General features: G+C 68.2%; 15 protein-coding genes, 1 pseudogene and 1 riboswitch. Of the genes and pseudogenes, 4 read left to right on the forward strand and 12 right to left on the reverse strand.

Annotated features, from left to right (window positions below):
- Window positions 1–106 precede the first annotated feature (106 nt).
- The 6 genes from EP379_RS03875 to EP379_RS03900 are packed head-to-tail and all read right to left on the reverse strand — an operon-like array spanning window position 107 to window position 5,474.
- On the reverse strand, window positions 107–994 hold the full coding sequence (locus tag EP379_RS03875; protein ID WP_197722850.1) for a cobalamin-binding protein: 888 nt from the start codon (window positions 992–994) through the stop codon (window positions 107–109).
- Window positions 991–1,593 (reverse strand): cob(I)yrinic acid a,c-diamide adenosyltransferase, encoded by a 603-nt coding sequence (cobO, locus tag EP379_RS03880; protein WP_127476033.1) that lies wholly within the window; start codon window positions 1,591–1,593, stop codon window positions 991–993. The genes EP379_RS03875 and cobO overlap by 4 nt, the downstream gene beginning before the upstream one ends.
- Window positions 1,590–2,399 carry an ABC transporter substrate-binding protein gene (locus tag EP379_RS03885; protein ID WP_127476035.1) on the reverse strand — a complete coding sequence of 270 codons (810 nt, stop codon included), beginning with the start codon at window positions 2,397–2,399 and terminating at the stop codon, window positions 1,590–1,592. Before EP379_RS03885 ends, cobO begins: the two co-directional genes overlap by 4 nt.
- A gap of 6 nt (window positions 2,400–2,405) precedes the next feature.
- Entirely contained in the window at window positions 2,406–2,960 is a 555-nt protein-coding gene (locus EP379_RS03890) for a cob(I)yrinic acid a,c-diamide adenosyltransferase (protein WP_127476037.1), read from the reverse strand.
- 1 nt (window position 2,961) lies between these two features.
- Window positions 2,962–3,660 (reverse strand): energy transducer TonB, encoded by a 699-nt coding sequence (locus EP379_RS03895; RefSeq protein WP_127476039.1) that lies wholly within the window; start codon window positions 3,658–3,660, stop codon window positions 2,962–2,964.
- Window positions 3,660–5,474, reverse strand: coding sequence for a TonB-dependent receptor domain-containing protein (locus EP379_RS03900; protein WP_127476041.1), 1,815 nt, complete (start codon window positions 5,472–5,474; stop codon window positions 3,660–3,662). The genes EP379_RS03895 and EP379_RS03900 overlap by 1 nt, the downstream gene beginning before the upstream one ends.
- Before the next feature lie 107 nt (window positions 5,475–5,581).
- Window positions 5,582–5,808, reverse strand: a riboswitch (cobalamin riboswitch).
- 104 nt (window positions 5,809–5,912) lie between these two features.
- Between EP379_RS03900 and EP379_RS03905 the strand changes: the two genes are divergently transcribed.
- The 3 genes from EP379_RS03905 to EP379_RS03915 all read left to right on the forward strand — a co-directional run bounded on the left by EP379_RS03905 (window position 5,913) and on the right by EP379_RS03915 (window position 12,363).
- Window positions 5,913–7,643 (forward strand): autotransporter assembly complex protein TamA, encoded by a 1,731-nt coding sequence (locus EP379_RS03905; protein WP_127476043.1) that lies wholly within the window; start codon window positions 5,913–5,915, stop codon window positions 7,641–7,643.
- A 154-nt stretch (window positions 7,644–7,797) separates the two neighbouring features.
- Window positions 7,798–11,475, forward strand: a complete 3,678-nt coding sequence (locus EP379_RS03910) for a translocation/assembly module TamB domain-containing protein (RefSeq protein ID WP_127476045.1) — start codon at window positions 7,798–7,800, stop codon at window positions 11,473–11,475.
- Between the two features lie 174 nt (window positions 11,476–11,649).
- Window positions 11,650–12,363 (forward strand): nucleotide-binding protein, encoded by a 714-nt coding sequence (locus EP379_RS03915; protein WP_127476047.1) that lies wholly within the window; start codon window positions 11,650–11,652, stop codon window positions 12,361–12,363.
- A gap of 6 nt (window positions 12,364–12,369) precedes the next feature.
- Here EP379_RS03915 and EP379_RS03920 read toward each other — a convergent pair whose 3' ends face one another.
- From EP379_RS03920 to EP379_RS03935, 4 genes are all read right to left on the reverse strand, one after another.
- Window positions 12,370–12,696 (reverse strand): EF-hand domain-containing protein, encoded by a 327-nt coding sequence (locus EP379_RS03920; RefSeq protein WP_127476049.1) that lies wholly within the window; start codon window positions 12,694–12,696, stop codon window positions 12,370–12,372.
- 84 nt (window positions 12,697–12,780) lie between these two features.
- A complete protein-coding gene (locus EP379_RS03925) occupies window positions 12,781–13,230 on the reverse strand; it encodes a hypothetical protein (protein ID WP_127476051.1) in 450 nt (149 codons plus the stop codon).
- Between the two features lie 111 nt (window positions 13,231–13,341).
- Window positions 13,342–14,091: a slipin family protein gene (locus EP379_RS03930; protein WP_127476053.1), complete on the reverse strand. Its 750-nt coding sequence runs from the start codon at window positions 14,089–14,091 to the stop codon at window positions 13,342–13,344.
- A gap of 3 nt (window positions 14,092–14,094) precedes the next feature.
- Window positions 14,095–15,432 carry an NfeD family protein gene (locus EP379_RS03935; RefSeq protein WP_127476055.1) on the reverse strand — a complete coding sequence of 446 codons (1,338 nt, stop codon included), beginning with the start codon at window positions 15,430–15,432 and terminating at the stop codon, window positions 14,095–14,097.
- A gap of 127 nt (window positions 15,433–15,559) precedes the next feature.
- On the opposite strand from EP379_RS03935, the gene EP379_RS03940 reads away from it, so the two are divergent.
- A complete protein-coding gene (locus tag EP379_RS03940) occupies window positions 15,560–16,123 on the forward strand; it encodes a TIGR00645 family protein (RefSeq protein ID WP_127476057.1) in 564 nt (187 codons plus the stop codon).
- An 869-nt stretch (window positions 16,124–16,992) separates the two neighbouring features.
- Here the strand turns inward: EP379_RS03940 and EP379_RS16625 are convergent.
- Both EP379_RS16625 and EP379_RS03955 read right to left on the reverse strand, forming a co-directional pair.
- A pseudogene (locus EP379_RS16625) lies at window positions 16,993–17,426 on the reverse strand (IS110 family transposase); the annotation flags it as partial.
- A gap of 204 nt (window positions 17,427–17,630) precedes the next feature.
- Window positions 17,631–19,277: a ShlB/FhaC/HecB family hemolysin secretion/activation protein gene (locus EP379_RS03955; RefSeq protein WP_197722852.1), complete on the reverse strand. Its 1,647-nt coding sequence runs from the start codon at window positions 19,275–19,277 to the stop codon at window positions 17,631–17,633.
- Window positions 19,278–19,344: the final 67 nt, after the last annotated feature.

A 19,344-nucleotide genomic window follows, 5' to 3' on the forward strand; every position in this document is an offset into this window, starting at 1 on the left:
AAGCGGACAGGTACAAGAGACGAGATACGAGATACAAGGCCGGTGTGCTCTCGTTCATTCTCGGCCAGGGCATGGATGTCGCGGCGCAGCGCGCACCCCGCGGGAATCAGGGTTGTCTCCGCGCCCGTGCCTCTTCCAGCCGCGCGCACAGCTGCGCGGCGCCTGTGAGGAGGCGCGGGCCGTGGCGTTGCAGGATGTCGGGCGGGATGAAGTACAGGTTGTCCAGGCGTACGGCCGGCAGCTGCTGCCAGCGCCGCCAGTCGTCCAGCCATTCGGGGCGGGACTCGCCCATGCCGCTGGCAACGATTACCTCCGGCGCCGCCTGCAGTACCGCTTCCTCCGATACTGTTGGCGTTACCGTGCCCAGTGTGCCGAAGACATTGCGGCCGCCGCACAGGGTGAGCACCTTGCCGATGAGATGCTGATCGTTGACGGTCATCAGCGGCCGGTTCCAGACCTGGTAGAACACCGTGATGGGCGGCTGCCGGGCATAGCGCGCGCGCAGCTCCGCCAGCCTGAGGCGGTAGGCGGTGGCGGCGGCAGCGGCCTGCTGTTCCGTGGCGCCCAGTTGTCCGAGGCGTTCGAGGGTGCTGGCAACGGCGTCCAGTTCGTGCGGGTCGCTGATGTACAGCGTGAGGCCGAGGCGGCGCAGGGTGTCGAGTTGCGCCGGGTGATTGCCCTCGCGCCATCCCACCACCAGGTCCGGTGCGAGGGCGGCGATGTGCTCCACGTCCAGATTGTTGTAGCCGCCGACGCGCGGGATCTCGCGCGCTTGCGGCGGATAGTCGCTGTAGCTCACTGCACCGACGATGCGTGTGCCGAGACCGGCGGCGTAGAGGATTTCGGTGGCGTGCGGCGCCAGGCTGACGATGCGCTGTGCCGGTTGTGCCAGGGTCACGCTGTGGCCAAGGTCGTCGGTTACGGTGAGCGGCGCAGCCTGCGCGACAACAGCGAGGCAGCACAGCAGCGCGACAATCAGGCGGTGCGTGTTCAAAACTCGACCCCCACCTGCGCCTTGATGCCGGCCTTGAAGGCATGCTTCACCTCGCGCATCTCGGTGACGGTGTCGGCCAGTGCGATCAGTTCATCCGGCGCGCCGCGTCCGGTGATGATCACATGCTGCATCGCGGGACGTTGCTGCAAGGCGATCAATACCTCATCCAGCGGCAGGTAGCGGTACTTCAGCACGATGTTGAGTTCGTCCAGCACCACCAGGTCGATGGCCGCATCGCGCAACAGGCCGGCTGCGATCTCCCATCCCTTGCGCGCCGTTGCCTCGTCCTGGGTGCGGTTTTGCGTGTCCCAGGTGTAGCCGTCGCCGGTGACGTGAAACGGCGCGGCGGTGTGCTGCCTGAAGAACATCTCCTCGCCGGTGGCGCCGCGTCCCTTGATGAACTGGACGATGCCCACCTTCATGCCGTGGCCGAGGGCGCGCAGGGCCAGGCCGAAGGCGGCCAAGCTCTTGCCCTTGCCGTTGCCGGTGTTGACGACGAGCACGCCGCGCTCGCCGGTGGCCTGGGCGATCCTTTCCTCCACCACGGCCTTCTTGCGCGCCATGCGTTGGTTATGGCGCTGGTCGTCAGCGTGGCTCATCGGCGGTTCCACAGGTGCTGTTGTTGTTGCAGTTCGGCCAGGCCTTCCAGCAGCACCGGCGCCGGGTGGAGAAACTTTTCGCCGTCCAGGTGCACGATCTGCAGCGGGGTCTGCGGCATGATCAGGGCGCACTGCCTGCTTTGCGTGCGCTCGAACACGAACAGCAGCTCCGGTTGCAGCGTGTCGATCAGTTCATTGAGCGTGGCGACCTCCTCACCCGGTTTGATATGGCGGATCGTCGCTGCCGTTTCGACGTTGACGAAACCGGCGTGGCTGAACAGGTCGGAGAGCCAGCGCTTGCGGCCGAAGGCGTAGGGCGTGCCGGAGCAGGCGGAGAGCAGCAGGATCTTCTTGCCATGGCCGTTTATTGCCGCGGCCTGTTCCTGCCATCGACGGTGAAAGGCGCTGACGCGCTGCTCGATGTCGCCCATCCCCGCTGCGTGGCCGATGAGGCGCAGGTTGTCCTCGATCTGCGCCATGCTCTCGAAGCCGCCGAGGCGGAAGCCGCGCGCGCCCGGCGGTGTTGCCGCGGCCAGTTTTTCCGCCGTGGTCCAGTCCGAGGTGAACAGCAGGTCCGGCGCCAGGGTGTGGATGGCGGCGGCATCCGGATCGAGTATGCCGCCGGTGTGCGGGCGGTCGAGGCTGTCGTAGCGGCTGACGCCGACGATGCACGGCTCCAGACCGAGCCACTGCAGCGTCTTGGTGATGTAGGGCGACTGGCTGACGATGCGCGGGCAGTCGTGGGGGGCGCCGCTCGCGGCGGCGGTGAACAGTGACAGGGCGAGGGCGAGCAGTAGATGGCGCATGACGGGCTATTCGGGCTTGGGTTTCGGCTGCCACAGTACCTCGCTGCCATGCTCGAAACGCGCCAGCACGCGGGCGATGACGAACAGCAGATCGGACAGGCGGTTGAGGTAGGCGAGACTGTGCGGGTTGACGGCGTCGCTGCGCATCAGGCTGTAGACGCGGCGTTCGGCACGGCGGCAGATGGTGCGTGTCAGGTGACAGTGGGCGGTGGCGCGACCGCCGGCCGGCAGGATGAATTCCTTCAGCATCGGCAGGGCGGCATTGTGCTGATCGATGTGCCGCTCCAGCGCCGTGACATCGGCGGCATCGATGATGGTGTAGCCGGGTACCGACAGTTCGCCGCCGAGGTCGAACAGGCGGTGCTGAATCTCGCCCAGCAGTTCGTCCATGCCCGCCGGCAGGGTTTCCGCGCGCACCAGGCCGATGGCGCTGTTGAGTTCGTCCACCGTGCCGAAGGCCTCGACGCGGATGTGGTCCTTGTCGACGCGGCTGCCGTCGCCCAGGCCGGTTGTGCCCGCGTCGCCGGTGCGGGTGTAGATCTTGGAGAGGCGGTGTCCCATCTCAGCTTTCCTCCAGGCGGTAGACGACCGGCAGTTGCAGGTCGAGGGCGGCGCGCAGCCGGCCGCTGTCGAGGGCGATCCTGTGCACCTTGCTCAGGGCACCGAGGGCGGCACGATCGAGCAGCGCATGGCCCGAGCTTTGCGCGATGTGTATGGCCTCGATGTCGCCGTCGATGCCGATGCGAAAGCCGAGCAGCACGATGCCCTGCCAGCCGCGCCGCACGGCTTGGGGCGGATAGTGGAAATGGCGCGCCAGCTCCAGGTTGATGCGCGCGGCGATGGCGGCGCTGTCGTCGGACTCGTGGTGAGCGGTGGCTACGGCGGCTTCCGCTGGCGGCGCTATTCCGGTGTCCGTGGTGGCTGTTGTCTGTGTTGCAGCCGCGTCCACCGTTGCGGTGGTGCGGCGTGATGGCGGCGCCGGTTGTTTCTGTGTGGCGGGTTGTGGCGGTGTTGCCGCGGTATGCCGGGGTGGCCGCACCGTCGGCGTGGAAGTCGGCGCTGGCGCTACAGGCTGCGTGCGCCGCTGCGGTGCCGCCAGGATGACGGCGATGTGTTGCGGGGCGGCACCGAGATCCGTTTCCGGCAGCGCACTGCGCCCGCCGGCGAGCAGCAGGCCGTGCAGCAGCAGCGACAGCAGCACGCTGCCGCCCAGCACCATGTGCGGGCGGGCGTGGCGGTCGGTGCTGCTGCCGTTGCGCATCACGGCCGGTAGCTGACGCCGACGAACAGGGTGCGACCGGCGGTGTTGTAGCCGCTCACTTCCTGATAGGGCTGATCGAGCAGGTTGTCGACGCGCGCCTCCACGCGCCAGTCCTGTTCGATGTCGTAATGCAGCGCGGCATTGAGCACGCCATAGCCGGCGACCTCCTGCGTGTTGGCGGCATCGGCATAGCGCCGGCCGACGGCCCGCCAGTCGAGGCGGCTGTGCAGGCGGCCGTGCTGACGCTCCAGCACGATGCGGGCGCTCTCGCGGGCGCGGTTGGGCAGGCGCGCATCGGTGGCGCTGTCGCGGGCGTCGGTGAGGTCCAGCGTCACGCCGAGTTGCCATGCGCCGAGCATGCCGCTGACGCCGCATTCCAGGCCGTCGATGCGGGCCTTGCCGACGTTGTTGGGCTGCCAGGTCCACGGCGCGATCTGCACCCATTGGATCAGATTGTCGATGGTGGTGCGGTAGGCGCGCAGTTGCCACTGACCGCCGGGAAACGCATTCTGCACACCGATTTCACTGGAGGCGGACTGTTCCGGTTTCAGATCCGGATTGCCGTTGGAACCCCAGGCATCCTGATAATAAAGGTCGTTGAAGGTGGGCGCCTTGAAGGCCGTGCCATAACTGGCCGTAAGGCGCGTGCCGTCATCCAGGCGGTAGCCCCAGGCGAGATTGCCGGTGGTGTGGGTGCCGTAGGCGTCGTTGTCGTCGCGGCGCAGGCCGAGCAGCCAGTTGGCCCGTCCCTGTTCCAGTTGTCCCTGGGCGAACAGGGCGCTGTTGTCGCGGCGGGTGCGGCTGTAGGTCGCGGTGGTTTCCACCTTGTCCACCATGTGATCGGCGCCGAGGGTAAGCAGCAGGCTGTCGCCGGCCTGCACGTCGTGCTGCCAGCTCACCTGGTTGCGGCGGGTGCGGAATTCATCACCGGCCACGCCGGCGCTGAAGTTGCGCGATTCATCGCGGCTTTCCCCCACGCTCAGCCGGCTGTACCAGATGTCGCTGAGGGCGATGTCCCAGCGGGCGTTCAGCGCCTGCTGCACCGATTCGCTGGTATAGCTCTGGCTGGCGAGCCAGCCGTCGTACTCGTTGTAGCCCTCGCTGCGCAGGGCGCTGACGCTGAGGCTGTGGTCGGGGGTGTAGTGGTGATCGATGCGCGCACTTGCCGCAGTGCGGCGGTAGCCGTCGCGATCCGGATCGTTGCCGTCGATACTGTTGAAGCCCTGCGTGGTGAGGCGGCTGACATCCAGGGCATAACGGGTGTTGCCCTGTTTGCCGTCGAGGCCGGCGCTGGCGCGGTAGGTGTCGTGACTGCCGCTGCCGACGGCGGCGCGCAGGCGCGGTGCGCCCTGGCCGCCGCGGGTGAAGATCTGGATCACGCCGCCGATGGCATCGGCGCCGTACAGGCTGGAGCGCGGGCCGCGCACGATCTCGATGCGCTCGATGGAGTCCAACGGCAGGTCTTCGAAGCTGACACTGCCCATCGTGGCCGAACCGATGCGCATGCCGTCGACGAGCACCAGCACATGATTGGCGTTGGTGCCGCGCAGGTGGACGCTGCTGCTCTTGCCGTAGCCGCCGTTACTGGTGACCTGCACGCCGGGCAGACCGGCCAGCAGCTCGGTGACGCTGCGCGCCTGGCTGGCCGCGATGGCCTCGCGGTCGAGCACGGTGACGGCGGCGAGGCTGTCGTCGACGGTCTGCGCGGTGCGTGTGGCGGTGACGATGACCGGCGCAATGGTTTCGCTGGCGTGGATGGATACGGATGTGCCGCCGGCAAGCAGTGCCGCGGCCAGTGATAGTGTGCGTTGCATGTTTCCCTCTCGCGCTCACCCGCGCGTGATTGAAGTGGGTGTAAACCCAGTGCGTGAGGGGGGGGAGAGTCGAGAGGTTCGGCTCGCCATGCCGCCCGCCGCAGCACTGGAACGTGACGCGTCAGGCCGGTCTCCGGGCTCGCGGTGTGGGACGTCATCCCCGGACAGGCCGCCTTCCCATGTCGTGCGACACAGTGGCACTGTGGCCCGCCCTCACCGCCTACCGTTGCGGGGGCAGCGCCGGAATTGCAGACCGGGAAGGTCTGCGCACCGGCTTCCCGTTTCATCCCCGCGGACGCTCGTCCGCGGGAACACCTGAAACGTGGGCGCACTTTACGCGCCGCGGCCGGCGCCGGTCAAGACGATGCAGGGGCCGTGGCGCGCCCATCGCCGCTATGTTCTTGCTACGATAGGCAAACTTCCCGGCAGCGCTGACTCATGGCCCGTCTTCGCGTTTTATTTTCCCTGTTGCTGTTCCTTCCTGTCGCGGCCTGGGCCGCGCTGACGGTGGAGGTGCGCGTGGAGGGTATCGACGGCGCGTTGTACGACAATGTGATGCAGCATCTCACGCTGGCGGCGGAGCGCGAGCATCCATTGCTGGAGCCGCATCGTCTGCAACGCCTGCACCAGCGCGCCGCGGAGGAGATCCGCCGGGCCCTGCGGCCCTTCGGCTATTACAGGACGGAAGTGACGGCGGAGCTGGGCGAGCGTAACGGTGTCTGGCTGGCGCGTTATCGGGTGGCGCCGGGGCCGCCGGTGCGGGTGCGCGAGTTGGTGTTGGAGTTGGAAGGCGCCGCAGCCTCCGATCCGGCCTTCCTCACCTGGCGCGAGTCCTTTCCGCTGCGCGAGGGCGATGTGTTGCAGCATGCGCAGTACGAGCGCGCCAAGCGCGACCTGCTGCAACTGGCGCGCGATCGCGGCTATTTCGAGGCGCGGCTGGTGCAGCAGGCGCTGGAGGTGCGGCTGGCGGACGACAGCGCGCGGGTGGTGCTGCATCTGGCGAGCGGACCGCGCTACGACTTTGGTCCGGTCAGCTTCGAGGCGGTGGCGCTGAACGAGGAGCTGCTGCGCCGCTATCTCACCTTCCGTCCCGGCCAGCCCTTCGAGGCGGAGCGCCTGTTCGAGCTGCAGCGCGCCCTGTCCGACAGCGACTATTTCGAGTTCATCGAGGTGCGTGCCGGGCCGGAAACCGCCGTGGCGGGCCGCGTGCCGGTGGAGGTGCGCCTGCGCCTCAAACCGCCCACCCGCTATACCTTCGGCCTCGGTTACGGCACCGATACCGGGCCGCGCCTCAGCCTCGGTCTGGAGCGGCGGCGCGTCAACAGCGCCGGCCACCGCTTCACTGCCGAGGCCACGGTGTCGCAGATCCAGACCGGCGTGCGCGGCGTGTACCGTATCCCCCTGCAGCGCAATCCCAATACCGACTTCCTCTCCTTCAGCGGCGGCTGGGAGGAGGAGGTTCTCGATACCAGTCACCGCGAGACTCTCACCGTCGGCACCGGCCTGACCATGCAGCTGGGGCGCTGGCAGCGCACCTATGCCCTGACCATGCAGAAGGAACGCTACAGCGTGGCCGACCAGCAGGACACCACCACCCTGGTACTGCCCAGCCTCAACCTGCTGCGGGTGGAGGCCGACGATCGCCTGTTCCCGCGCGAAGGCTGGCGCCTCGGCGCCGAGCTGCGCGGCGCCAGCGAGACCCTGGGCTCCGACGCCAGCCTGCTGCAGGGCATCCTGCGCGCCAAGGCGGTGCTGCCCCTGGCCGGCGGGCGCTTCATCACCCGTGCCGACCTCGGCGCCAGCCAAACCCCGGACTTCGAGCGCATCCCCGCCTCGCTGCGTTTCTTCGCCGGCGGCGACAACTCCATCCGTGGCTATGCCTACAAATCCCTCGGCCCGGTCAACGCCGACGGCGAGGTGGTGGGCGGCCGCCATCTGCTGGTGCTGTCCGGCGAGTACGAGTACTACTTCGGCCCGATCTTCGGCGCGGCCCTGTTCTACGACGCCGGCAATGCCTTCGATGACGGTGACTACGACTTGAAGCGCGGCGCCGGCGCCGGTCTGCGCTGGCGCCTGCCCTTCGGCGCCCTGCGCCTGGACGTGGCCACCCCGGTCGGCGGGGGGACGACAGACTGGCGGCTGCACCTGACCGTGGGGCCGGACCTATGAAGCCAGGTACGAGGTGCGGGATAAGCGGTGCGAGGAGCGGAGTGCGCTGCGCGCACGGCTGTTTACACAACAACAATGTGAGCCGGAAGGGTTCGTCCCGCCGTACCTCGCCCCTTGCCCCTCGCGCCTGGCGGCCTGCCGCCCGGGGGACGCGATGAGGCTCAGGCGCCTGCTCTGGTTCGTCCTGGCCCTGGTGCTGCTGGTGGCCAGCGGCGCGGCCTGGTGGCTGCTGGCCAGCGAGGCCGGCCTGGCCTGGGCCTGGGGCCGGGCGGTGGCGGCGCTGGAGGGACGGCTGGCGGCGGAGCGGGTGCGCGGGCGCCTGCTCGGACCGGTGCAGGTGGCGGGGCTGCGGCTGGAACGCAACGGCGTGCGCCTGGAAGTCGATGAACTGGCGCTGGACTGGCAGCCGGTCTGGCTGCTGACGGGGCGCCTGGCCCTGCGCGATGTGACCGCCCGGGGCGTGCGCGTGGAGGTGATGCCGGTGGACGGGGCGCCGTCCGCGCCGCAGTCCGTGGTCCTGCCGCTGGCCCTGTCGGTGGAGAACGCGCTGCTGCGCGAGTTGACCCTGCGGCGGCCGCAGGCCGGGCCGCTGCAGGCCAATGAGCTGCATCTCACCGCCAGCTGGCGCGGTACGCGGCTGCGGCTGGCGCCGTTGCAGCTGCGCGGCCCCTGGGGTGAGCTGTCCCTCGACGGCAGGCTCGCCACCGGCCCCGGCCGGACGTCGGACCTGAAGGCGCAGTGGGCGCTTGCGCTGGCGCCGGAACGGCTGGGGCTGGCGCCCGGCGCTGCCGTGGCCGTGAAGGGGGCCGGCCGTATCGACGGCACCTTCCGGGAGCCGCACCTCACGCTGCAACTGGAGACTCCCGCCGCCTTCAGCGCCAGCGCCACCCTGGCCTGGCAGGAGGCGCCCCTGCGCTGGCAGGCGCAGTTCGAGTTGCCGCCCGTCGACCCGTCCCGCCTGCACGCCGGCTGGCCGGCCATGAGCCTGGGCGGCCAGGGACAGGTGACGGGCAGCGGCGGCGGGATGGCCGTGGTGCTGGAAGGCACGGCGGCACAGGCGCAGGCCGGGCGCTGGGCCTTCAACGGCGCGGCCGGTTACGGGGCCGCGGGGTTGCAGCTGGAGCGGCTGGTGCTGCGGCCGCTGGACGGCGCGGGCGAGGTGCGGTTGCAGGGGACCTGGCCCGGCGGCGCGGCGGCGGCCGAGGTGACGGCGCAGTGGGAGGGGCTCGTTCACCCGCGCCTGTCCGGTTGGCGCAGCAGCGGCCGGCTGGAGGCGGCCGGCCTGCCCGGCGACTATCGCGGCAGGCTCAGTCTGGAGGCCGTGGCGGCCGGCATGCCACCCGCCAGGGTGAGCACTGACTTCGCCGGTGATCTCGCCGGGCTGAGTTTTTCATCCCTGGCCGGGCAGTGGCTGGCGGGCGACTGGCGCGGCGAGGCCACGCTGGGCTGGCGCGACGGTCTGGCGTGGCGCGGCCACCTGCGGGCCGACGGGATCGACCCCGGCCAGCTGGATGCCCGCTGGTCCGGCCTGTTCGCCGCCGAGGCGGAGGTGAGCGGTCACTTGCGTGACGGGCCCCAGCTGAGTGTGGCGCGCCTGGAGCTGCGTGGCGGTGGTGCCCGTTTCAGCGCCCGCGGCGGGGTCGGCAAGGCCTGGGACCTGCGCTGGCAGCTGGAGGCGGCGGACCTGGCGAGGTTGTGGCCGCAGGCGGCGGGGCGGATCGCCCTGAGCGGCCGGGTGGAGGGGGCGGAGCGGACGCCGCGCCTGCGTATCGAGGGCGAGGGCGCCGCCCTGCGCTGGGCCGGGACCGCCCTCGCCGCAGCGGACGTACAGGCGGATATCGATCTGGCCGGTGCCCACCCTTGGCGGCTGGAGGCACGGCTGGCCGGGTTGGAGCGCGGCGGCCGGCAACTGGATACCGCCCGGTTGCAGGCCCGCGGCAGCGCCGCGCAGCATGACATCGACCTCTCCCTGCAGGGGGCGGGCAATACGCTGGCGGTGGCGGCCCACGGCCGCTGGGCCGACGGGCGCTGGGAAGGTACGTTGCAGCGCGCCCGCCTGGCCGCGGCACGGCTGGGTGTATGGCAGGCGGCGCCCGCCGCCCTGCACTGGGGGAGCGGGGGCGGCTACCTGCAGCCCTGGTGCTGGAAGGGCGAGGGTGAGATCTGTGTCGGCGCCGAGGGTAGCGCCGGGGAATGGCAGGCCAGCGGGGCGCTGGCCGAGGTGCCGCTGGCCCTGCTGGAGCCCTGGCTGCCGCGCAGCGACCTGGCGGTGAGCGGCCGGGTCGGCGGGGCGGTGGTGGTGACGGGGAGCGCCGGCGAGGTGCGGCAGCTGATCGCCCGTCTCGGCACCGCGGAGGCCCGCCTGCGCTATCGCCTGCCGGAGGGCGCGGTGGAGACCGCACTTTCCACCCTGCAACTGGACGTGGACGGCGACGCGGCGGGGCTCGGCGCCCGTTTGCAGGCCGCGGCGGCGGACGGTGGTGGCGAGCTGCACCTGAGCCTGCCCGGCTGGCTGCCGGGACAGGCGCTGAGCGAAAGGCAGCCGCTGCGCGGTCGCCTCGACCTGGCGGCCGAGCGGCTCGACTGGCTGACCTATCTGGAACCCAACCTGTTGCGTCCGGCCGGCCGGCTGGAGGTGCATCTGCAGCTGGCGGGGACCCTGGGCGACCCGGCGCTGCGCGGCGAGCTGGGGCTGCGCGACGGCAGCGTGCTGTTGCCCGCGGCCGGCACGCGCCTGACCGATATCACCTTGGAGGGACGCTCCAGCGACGGCCGCAGCCTGACCCTGCGCGGCAGCGCCCGTTCCGGGCCGGGGCAGCTGACGGTGGACGGGCTGCTGGTGGCCGACCGCCTGGACCGTTGGCGCGTGGAGCTGGGCCTCGAGGGCGAGCGCTTCGAGCTGGTGCGCCTGGTGCAGGGGCGCGCCCTGGTGTCGCCGGACCTGAAGGTGGTGCTGGAGGCGGGCGGTACCGGGCAGCGCGGCGTCGCCGGGCAGATCACGGTAACCGGCCGCCTCGAGGTGCCGCAGGCGGACATCAACCTGCCGCGCCTGCCCACGGTGGTGGACGTGTCGCCGGACGAGGTGATCGTGGACGCCGTCGAAGAGGAGGCGGCGCTGCGCCGCTGGCGCCTGGCCCTGGACCTGCGCCTGGTGGCCGGCGAGCGCGTGCGCCTGGAGGGCTACGGCTTTTCCGGCCGCCTGGCCGGTGCGGTCAGCCTGCGCGGCGAGACGCCGGGGCTGACCCGCGCCCAGGGCGAACTCAACGTCCATGACGGCCGTTACGAGGCCTACGGCCAGAATCTGGTGGTGGAGCGCGGCCGTCTGCTGTTCGTGGACAGCCCGCCGGACAATCCGGGGCTGGACGTGCGCGCGGTGCGCCCGCTGCCGGAGCAGACCCAGGTGGTGGGCGTCGAGGTGGGCGGACGGCTGAAGGACCCGCGCCTGCGCCTGTTCTCGGAGCCGGTGCTGGAGGAGAGCGAGACCCTGGCCTGGCTGGTGCTGGGGCGTCCGCTCACCGCCACCTCGCGTACCGAGGCCGATGCCCTGTACCGCGCCGCCTTCGCCCTCGGCGGCGAGCGCGCCGCCCGCGGCATCGCCCTGCAGTTCGGTCTGGACGAGGTCACCCTGGAGCAGGGGGCGAGCAGCGACGATGCCTCCGTGGTGCTGGGCAAATATCTCAGCCCACGGCTATACCTTCAATATGCGGTGGGGCTGTGGGAGACCGCCAACCGCCTGCGCCTGCGCTACCAGCTCTCTTCCCACTGGAGCCTGAAGATGGAACAGGGGGCCGAGCAGAGCGGCGCCGACCTGCAGTACGTCATCGAGCGCTGAGCGGGAGGCGGGCGGCCTGTGAGCCGCATCTCGGCGCCGGCCCGGTGCTTCGGGGTAGAATTATCCTTGGAGAAAAAATCAAGGAATATGTTAAAGTTACAGCCACGAGTTGTCGTAATGGTTTAGGTGTGGCTCGTAACTATGGACAGAGTGTCGCGGATTATGGAACAGGGCATGCCGACAGCATTGCGTGGCGCTACCCAGCCGGTGGGGCGGCTGGCCGGCCTTGCTTCGCCGGTGCGCCAGTTCCTGGTGATCAACGCCAAGGGCGGCTGCGGCAAGACCACCATCGCCACCAACCTCGCCAGCTACTACGCCCGCCAGGGCCGCGGCACGGTACTCATCGATCACGACCCGCAGGGCTCCTCCATGCAGTGGCTGTCGCTGCGCAGCAACGAGGCCAAGCCGATCCACGGCGTCTCCGCCCACCGTCCGGTGGTGTCCGGTGTCACCCGTTCCTTCCTGCTGCGCATCCCCGACGGCGCCGAGCGCGTGGTGCTCGATGCCCCGGCCGGCGTGCAGGGGCACCAGCTCATCGAACTGATGCGTGAGATCGACGCCATCCTGATCCCGGTGCTGCCGTCGCCCATCGACATCCATGCCGCCTCGCGCTTCATCCAGGACCTGCTGCTGGTGGCCAAGGTGCGGGCGCGCAACATCCGCGTCGGCGTGGTGGCGAACCGCGTGCGCGAGAACACCAAGGTCTACCAGTCGCTGGAAAAATTCCTCAACTCCCTCAACATCCCCTTCGTCGCCCGCCTGCGCGACACGCAGAACTACGTGCGTGCCGCCGAACTGGGACTCGGTATCCACGACCTCAAGCGTGCCGGCGTGAACCAGGATCAGCGCCAGTGGGAGGCGCTGATCCGCTGGCTGGAGCACGGCTGAAGCAGGTCAGCGCGGATAACCGCCGGGCCGTGGCGGCCGGTGGCGGTTCTGATACGCCGCGAACTCCTCACGGCTGAGACGGCCGTCGCCGTTGCTGTCGATATCCTTGAATTCTTCCACCTGCGCCAGACCGCGCATCGGCCGTCCTTCGCCGGCGCGTGCGGCGATGCGCTTGTTGCGCGCATCGACGAACTCCTGCTCGGTGACGGCGCCGTCGCCGTCGGCATCGAACTCGGCGAAGGTGGGCATGGGCGGCTGCGGTGGCAGCGGTGGCTGCGCGGCGGCAGGGAAGGCGATGCACAGCAGGAGAAGGCAGGGTATGGTCTGTTTCATGATCGCAACTCCGGTAGAGGGGAATCCCAAGTATGGCCGGATAGGCGCCGGCAGGCTTTGTCGGCGATCAACTGGCGGGCAGATTCAGGCGCTGCGGCCGCGCTTGCGCGGCACATAACCGACCACGCTCTTGACGATCTCGCTGTAGGGCAATGCCGCCAGCCCGCCGAAGTCCGCGGCGGCGGCGGTGACCAGGCTGTAGACATCGGTGACCGGCCCTTCGGCGGACGGCTCCTGTGCCGTGCGCAGGCCGAGCAGGCCACCGCACTGCACCTTCATCTCCTTGCCGTGCGGCAGCGGGCCTTCCACGTGGGTCAGCTTGAGTGCGAACAGCGCCTTGCTGCGCAGCAGCGGCAGCAGTTCCAGGCATTGCCGACGGGCGGCCTCGGACGTGCACGCCATGGCCTCGCGCTCGGCGATGTTCACCTTCTGCGCGCGCGAACAGCCGGCGCAGCGCGACAGCAGCGCCTTGGCGAAGACGCAGGGGCTGTCGTTGTAGTTGCGGTAGGTGGCTTTGAATTCGGTTTCGTCCATTATTAAAACCAGTTGCAAGTGACAAGTTGCAAGTTACAAGTTACAAGAAGAGGCAAACAATCCTGCTTGTCACTTGTCACTTGTCACTTGTCACTTGTCACTTGTCACTTGTCACTTCAACTTTTTCAGCAGCGGCTCGATGAGGTCCATGGGCAGCGGGAAGACGATGGTGGTGTTCTTGTCGCTGCCGATCTCGTTCAGGGTCTGCAGATAGCGCAGTTGCAGCGACTCGCGCTGGGTGGCGAGGATCGTCGCCGCCTGGCGCAGCTTCTCGGCGGCCTGCTCCTCGCCCTCGGCCAGGATCACTTTGGCGCGGCGCAGGCGTTCGGCCTCGGCCTGCTTGGCGATGGCGCGGATCATGCTCTCGTCGATGTCGACGTGCTTGATCTCCACGTTGGCCACCTTGATGCCCCAGGCGTCGGTCTGTTGATCGAGGATGCGCTGGATGTCGGCATTGAGCTTGTCGCGCTCGGCCAGCATGTCGTCCAGCTCGTGCTGGCCCAGCACCGAACGCAGCGTGGTCTGCGCCAGCTGCGAGGTGGCCTCGTAGAAGTTCTCCACCTGGATGATCGCCTTCTCCGGGTCCATGACGCGGAAGTAGATCACCGCGTTGACCTTGACCGAGACGTTGTCGCGCGAGATCACGTCCTGGCTTGGCACGTCCATCACGATGGTGCGCAGGTCGACGCGCTCCATGGTCTGGATCACCGGGATGACGATGATCAGGCCCGGTCCCTTCACCTTCCAGAAGCGGCCCAGCAGGAACACCACGCCGCGCTCGTATTCGCGCAGCACGCGGATCGCCGACAGCAGCAGGATGGCGATGAAACCGAACAGCAGATAACTGAAGTAGCCGATCATGGTTCAATCCTCCGTTGCTTTCCGTTCCGGCACCACCCGCAGGGTGAGCCCGTCGCGCCCGGTGACGCGCACCTTGTCGCCGGCGTGCAGCGGCACGTTGCTCTGCGCCTGCCACAGCTCGCTGTGCACGCGCACCCGTCCGCTGGCGTCGATCACCTCGCCCGCAGCGCCGAGCATCTCCTCGGCGCCGCTCACCACCGGCCGGCGCCGCGCCTTGAGCGCCATGCCGATCACCAGCACGAACAGGCCGGCGGAGAGCAGGGCGAAGGCGCCGATGAGCGGGCGCGCGATGGCGAGGCCGGGGATGTCGCTGTCGAACAGCATGATCGAGCCGATGACGAAGGCCGCCACGCCGCCGAGGCCGAGGGCGCCGAAACTGGGCACGAAGGCCTCTGCCACCATGAGGGCGACGCCGAGCAGGATCAAGGCCAGGCCGGCATAGTTCACCGGCAGCACCTGGAAGGCAAACAGCGCCACCAGCAGGCAGATGGCGCCGGCCACGCCGGGAACGATGGCGCCGGGATTGGCGAATTCGAAGATCAGGCCGTAGATGCCGATGAGCATCAGGATGTAGGCAATGTTGGGGTTGGTGATGGCGGCAAGCAACTGGTTGCGCCAGTCGGGTGCCACGGTCTCCAGCGCGATGTCCCGCGTATTCAGCGTGCGCGCGCCGTCCGGCAGTTGCACCGTGTGGCCGTGCAGCTGGCGCATCAGCTCGTCCACGTCGGCGGCGATGATGTCGATCACCCGGAGCCTGAGCGCCTCCTGCGCCTCCAGGCTGGCGGCCTGGCGCACCGCCTCTTCGGCCCAGTCGGCGTTGCGGCCGCGCAGCGAGGCGAGGCCGCGGATATAGGCCACCGCGTCATTCACCACCTTGCGCTCCATGGCGCCGCCCGCGGGGGCGTTGTCGTCCTTGCCCTTGTCTTCCCCGGGACCGGGCGGGGTGACGCCGGCCGGGGCGATGGACACCGGCGTCGCCGCGCCGAGGTTGGTGGCCGGCGTCATCGCCGCCACGTGGCTGGCATAGAGCAGATAGGTGCCGGCGCTGGCGGCGCGGGCGCCCTTGGGATGCACATAGGTCACCACCGGCACCGGGGAGGCGAGGATGTCCTTGATGATGTCGCGCATCGCCGAGTCCAGCCCGCCCGGCGTATCCAGCCGCAGCAGCACCAGCTCGACCCGTTCTTCCGCTGCCCGTTGCAGGGCGCGCTGCACGTAGTCCACCGTGGCCGGGCCGATGGCCCCGTCCACATCCAGGCGCAGGCCCTGCGGCGCCGCTACGGCGGGCAGGGCGGCCAGCATTAGCAGCGAACACAGCAGGCGGAGCAGCAGACGGGGCATGACGCGCACCTCGGGCCAGGTCTCGTTCCAAGCATAAACGTAGCCCCGCGGCGGTGCCACCGCGGGGAGTTCCGCTGTAACGGCGGCGCGGCTAAAATGCCCGCCTCGTCCATAAGGGGATAGCATCGTGAGCAAGAAACTCGAACATGCCGTGGAAGTGATGATCTTCAACAGCCGCTGGTTGCTGGCACCGTTCTACCTCGGTTTGGTGATCGGCATCGCCATGTTGCTGGTGAAATTCGGCCAGGAGTTCTTCCACCTGCTGCCCCATGTGCTGGAGTACAAGGAAGCCGACTTCATCCTCGCCCTGCTCACCCTGGTGGACATGTCGCTGGTGGCCAACCTGCTGCTGATCATCGTGTTCAGCGGCTACGAGAACTTCGTCTCCAAGATCAATACCGCCGGCCACGAAGACCGCCCCGACTGGATGGGCAAGGTCGACTTCTCCGGCCTCAAGGCCAAGGTGATCGCCTCCATCGTCGCCATCTCCGCCATCGAACTGCTCAAGGCCTTCGTGCACATCGGCTCCGGCGGCGCCGGCGCCGAGACCGCCGCCTGGGCCTGGACCGAGCAGGACAAGGCGCTGGCGTGGAAGGTGGTGATCCATGTGGTGCTGGTGATCTCCGGTGTGCTGTTTGCGGTGATGGACAAGATCGGTGCGGCGGCGCATGGGAGTGATGCGGGGCATTAAGGAAGCTCTGAATAAGTTCAGAGCTTCCGCGGCACAGGGATGTGCCGCCATTTTTCAACGACGATAAGTCGTTGAAAAATGAAGCCAAGCGAAAATCACACTTTTCGCTTGGCGTGGTCTGAAAAGTCCAGATGGACTTATTCAGACCTTCCTTAAGCGGCGTTGCACGCAGGCATTGTAGTTCCCTCCTTTAGTTACACCTCAATTATCCCGGCCCTCCCCACGCTGTGGGGAAGGGCAGCGTAGGAGCGGCTATGCCGCGATTCGGCGTGTCGCCCGGCTTGACGTTTCATCGCGGCAGAACCGCTCCTACATGGAGTGCAAGGTGGGTCGGCGTAGCGCATCTATCGGTCAGATAGTCCAGGGACATAGGTAACACCTGCGGGTGTGGTGCGCTGCGCGCGCTGGATTTTTTGCGGGGAGCCGCCCCGCGCGCGGGTCACTTTCTTTGTCCCGCCAAAGAAAGTAACCAAAGAAAGTCGGCCCCGATGTCTCGCCGCTATCGCGGTTCCCTGCGCTACTCGCCCGAGGCGGGTTCTTCCGACGGCACGTCCATGTGCCGACGGAAGAATGCGCGCCATCCATGGCGCGCCCCCTGCGAGCTATTCCGCCTCGGGCTGCGTTGCTCGGCGAGCCAAAGGGGATAAAAGACAAACCCGGCTCGCCTGCGGCATCGCGCGGGTGGCGTGCGCTTCGCGCACGCACAAAGAACCCGGAATGCGGGTTGTGAGGTACGAGGCCCAACAAAACAGCCGCCGTGTCCGCGCTGTTGGGCTACCTGCGTCAGCCCAACCTTGTATTGTGACCGAGCAGTTGATGTACTCGGCTTTTCCCGAGGGAAAGACTGGACGCCGCGCCCAACCTGCCAAACTGACCACAACGCCGAACCGCACCCCGCTATCGGCCAGTATCTTGTGCAGGCGGTTCTTCTCCGAGGCCAACTGACAGACCAGTTTCTGCCACTGCCTGGCGATCAGGCGCAACTCGCGCACATTCGCCGGTGGTACATACGAGCCGCGCAGCAGACCCGCCCATACAGCATCGCCAGCCAATGGATGGGTATCGCCAACATCCGCCTTGCATCCCAACACATTCTTGGCGTGCTGTGCATTCATCACCTTCGCGAGTATGCCCATCGTCTCCAGTATCGCATACGGGCTTTTCCAGTAGATGCCGGTACTTTCCACCACGGCTTCGTCGGGCTAAGCGAGGCAGCCCAATTCGCCAACTCCCGTCGATCCCGCTTGAACGCACAGAACTGTCTTTGCTCGATACGCATGCTGCCATCGGCATCCTCGAACAGCGTGCGCTCTCCATGGAAGCAATTCGGGGTGCGAGTCAATCCGGCGGGTCATGTTAGGCCGGGGGCCGAGCCGCCAAAAACTATCACGACCTTCAGTCGTTACCTTCCACCCCAAAGTCTCATTCGTCTTCTGGGTGGCGCCAACCACCATGATCGTTAGGCGATTTCGATACACCTCCCGACAGTGTCCGTTACGGAGGAGGCTCAGAACCGCCAGACGAGGCTCACCCAGCCATGCGGGTTGGTGTCGCGGGTGTCGGACTCGGGTTTGCCGCCGTGCGTGCGCCAGGCGAGCGCCGCATCGAGACTGTAGGCGCCGCTGGCATAGCGGATGCCGAAGCCTGAGCCTGCGATCGAGCGCGTGTTGTCGGCCAAGGGCGCGGCGAGCCTGCCGTTGTCGGCATTGATGCGCACCTTGCCGGCATCGTAAAAGAGATACGGCTCGGCGCTTCCCAGCCGGTAGCGCGCCTCGAGCTGCACGAGATAGCCCTCGTCGCCGTTGCCCTCGCCCACCGGATAGGCGCGCACGCCGTTCGGGCCGCCCAGGAGGAAACTCTCCGAGGAGTCGAGGTTCTTGTTTGCCCACTGGGCCGAGAGCCGCCCATAGAGGTTGAAGTTGGCAATGGGCGTCGTCTGCAGCCGGGCGAGGTCGAGGTTCCACTTGGCGAAATGCCCGCGGCTGTCCATGCCGCTGGCGATGTCGGCCGCTTCGAGCGCGGCATCGAGTTCGAGATCGCCGACGGTGTAAGCCAGACTGCCCCAGGTCACGCCCGCGCTATCCCGCCGGTCGAACTGCACGGTAAGCGGCACGACATCGCTTGTCTTGTCGTTGCGGGTCGCGGTCGCATCCTGCCGGTCTTCCAGATTCTTGTGCTGGTATTGGATGCCGATGGCGAGGTTGGCCTGCTGGCCGCGCAGGACGGGATAGGACAGTCCCGCGCTCGCCACCTTCGCCGTGCCGTGGGCGTCGAGGTTGGCGAAGTCCTCGCCCAGTTCGTAGTAGGTATGGCTGTAGCCCACGTTCGCCCGCAGCCCCGAGCCGCCCAGGGGCAGGCCGTAATCGAATGCGCCCTGCCAGGTGCCTTCCTCGCTTGCAATCGCGCGCAGGGCGAACCGGTCGCCCAGGGTGAAGGGGCTGTCGAGAGAGAGGTTGGCCCGCCCACGAATCTCGCCGCTGTAGCGGTTGCCGTGGTTGTCGAGGCCCACATCGCCGCGCCATGCCCGCTCGCGCTGGACTTCGACGACGAGATCGCCGGTGCCCAGTTCCTGACCGGGGCGCAGGATGGGAGAAACCTTGACGCCCGGCTGGTCGCCCAGGAGAAGCAGGCGGCGCTCGAGCGGCGCGCCTTCGATCATGGCGCCGGGTTCGAGGCCGGCAAGAAACGCCTGCGCCGCCTCGTCGCCTTGAACGTCGATCCTGCCATAGCGCCCTTCGATCACTCGAATGGTAAGCACGCCATCCTCGAAGCGCTGCGCCGGGATGAGCGCCCGGGCGAAGGGGTAGCCGGCTTCGCGGTAGTGGCGGGTGATGCGGGCGGAAAGTTCCCTGAGTCCCGCGAGGTCGTAGGTCTTGCCTTTGACGTCGCCCAGCAAGGCGAGGAGTTCGGCCTCATGAAAGACCGTGTTGCCTTCGATCTTCACGCCCGTGAGCGCGACCGTGGCCCCGCCGGGCAGGACTTCGCCCTCGGCAGGCGGGGCGAGGCCCAACTCGCGTTGCGGCAGAGGCGCGGGCTGTGCCGGTTGCGTTTCCTGCAAAAGGCGCCCGGCGTCGGGGACGGGCTGCGCAAGTGCGGAAGAAGCGAAGACCACGCACAGCGCGGCGGCAAGCGGAGAGAGGTGCAGGTGTTTCACTTGTTTCAATTTCCTTCTTGTTAGAGATTCGTTGGAGCACGGCAAAACCACCAGGAAAGAGGCAAGA

This window comes from Sulfurivermis fontis, from assembly GCF_004001245.1.
Lineage (GTDB): Bacteria > Pseudomonadota > Gammaproteobacteria > Thiohalomonadales > Thiohalomonadaceae > Sulfurivermis > Sulfurivermis fontis.

Excerpts from the sequence above, each read along its gene's own strand:
- cobO (WP_127476033.1), bottom strand. The coding sequence starts at position 1,593 with ATGAGCCACGCTGACGACCAGCGCCATAACCAACGCATGGCGCGCAAG.
- EP379_RS03885 (WP_127476035.1), bottom strand. The coding sequence starts at position 2,399 with ATGCGCCATCTACTGCTCGCCCTCGCCCTGTCACTGTTCACCGCCGCC.
- EP379_RS03890 (WP_127476037.1), bottom strand. The coding sequence starts at position 2,960 with ATGGGACACCGCCTCTCCAAGATCTACACCCGCACCGGCGACGCGGGC.
- EP379_RS03895 (WP_127476039.1), bottom strand. The coding sequence starts at position 3,660 with ATGCGCAACGGCAGCAGCACCGACCGCCACGCCCGCCCGCACATGGTG.
- EP379_RS03900 (WP_127476041.1), bottom strand. The coding sequence starts at position 5,474 with ATGCAACGCACACTATCACTGGCCGCGGCACTGCTTGCCGGCGGCACA.
- EP379_RS03905 (WP_127476043.1), top strand. The coding sequence starts at position 5,913 with ATGGCCCGTCTTCGCGTTTTATTTTCCCTGTTGCTGTTCCTTCCTGTC.
- EP379_RS03910 (WP_127476045.1), top strand. The coding sequence starts at position 7,798 with ATGAGGCTCAGGCGCCTGCTCTGGTTCGTCCTGGCCCTGGTGCTGCTG.
- EP379_RS03915 (WP_127476047.1), top strand. The coding sequence starts at position 11,650 with ATGCCGACAGCATTGCGTGGCGCTACCCAGCCGGTGGGGCGGCTGGCC.
- EP379_RS03920 (WP_127476049.1), bottom strand. The coding sequence starts at position 12,696 with ATGAAACAGACCATACCCTGCCTTCTCCTGCTGTGCATCGCCTTCCCT.
- EP379_RS03925 (WP_127476051.1), bottom strand. The coding sequence starts at position 13,230 with ATGGACGAAACCGAATTCAAAGCCACCTACCGCAACTACAACGACAGC.
- EP379_RS03930 (WP_127476053.1), bottom strand. The coding sequence starts at position 14,091 with ATGATCGGCTACTTCAGTTATCTGCTGTTCGGTTTCATCGCCATCCTG.
- EP379_RS03935 (WP_127476055.1), bottom strand. The coding sequence starts at position 15,432 with ATGCCCCGTCTGCTGCTCCGCCTGCTGTGTTCGCTGCTAATGCTGGCC.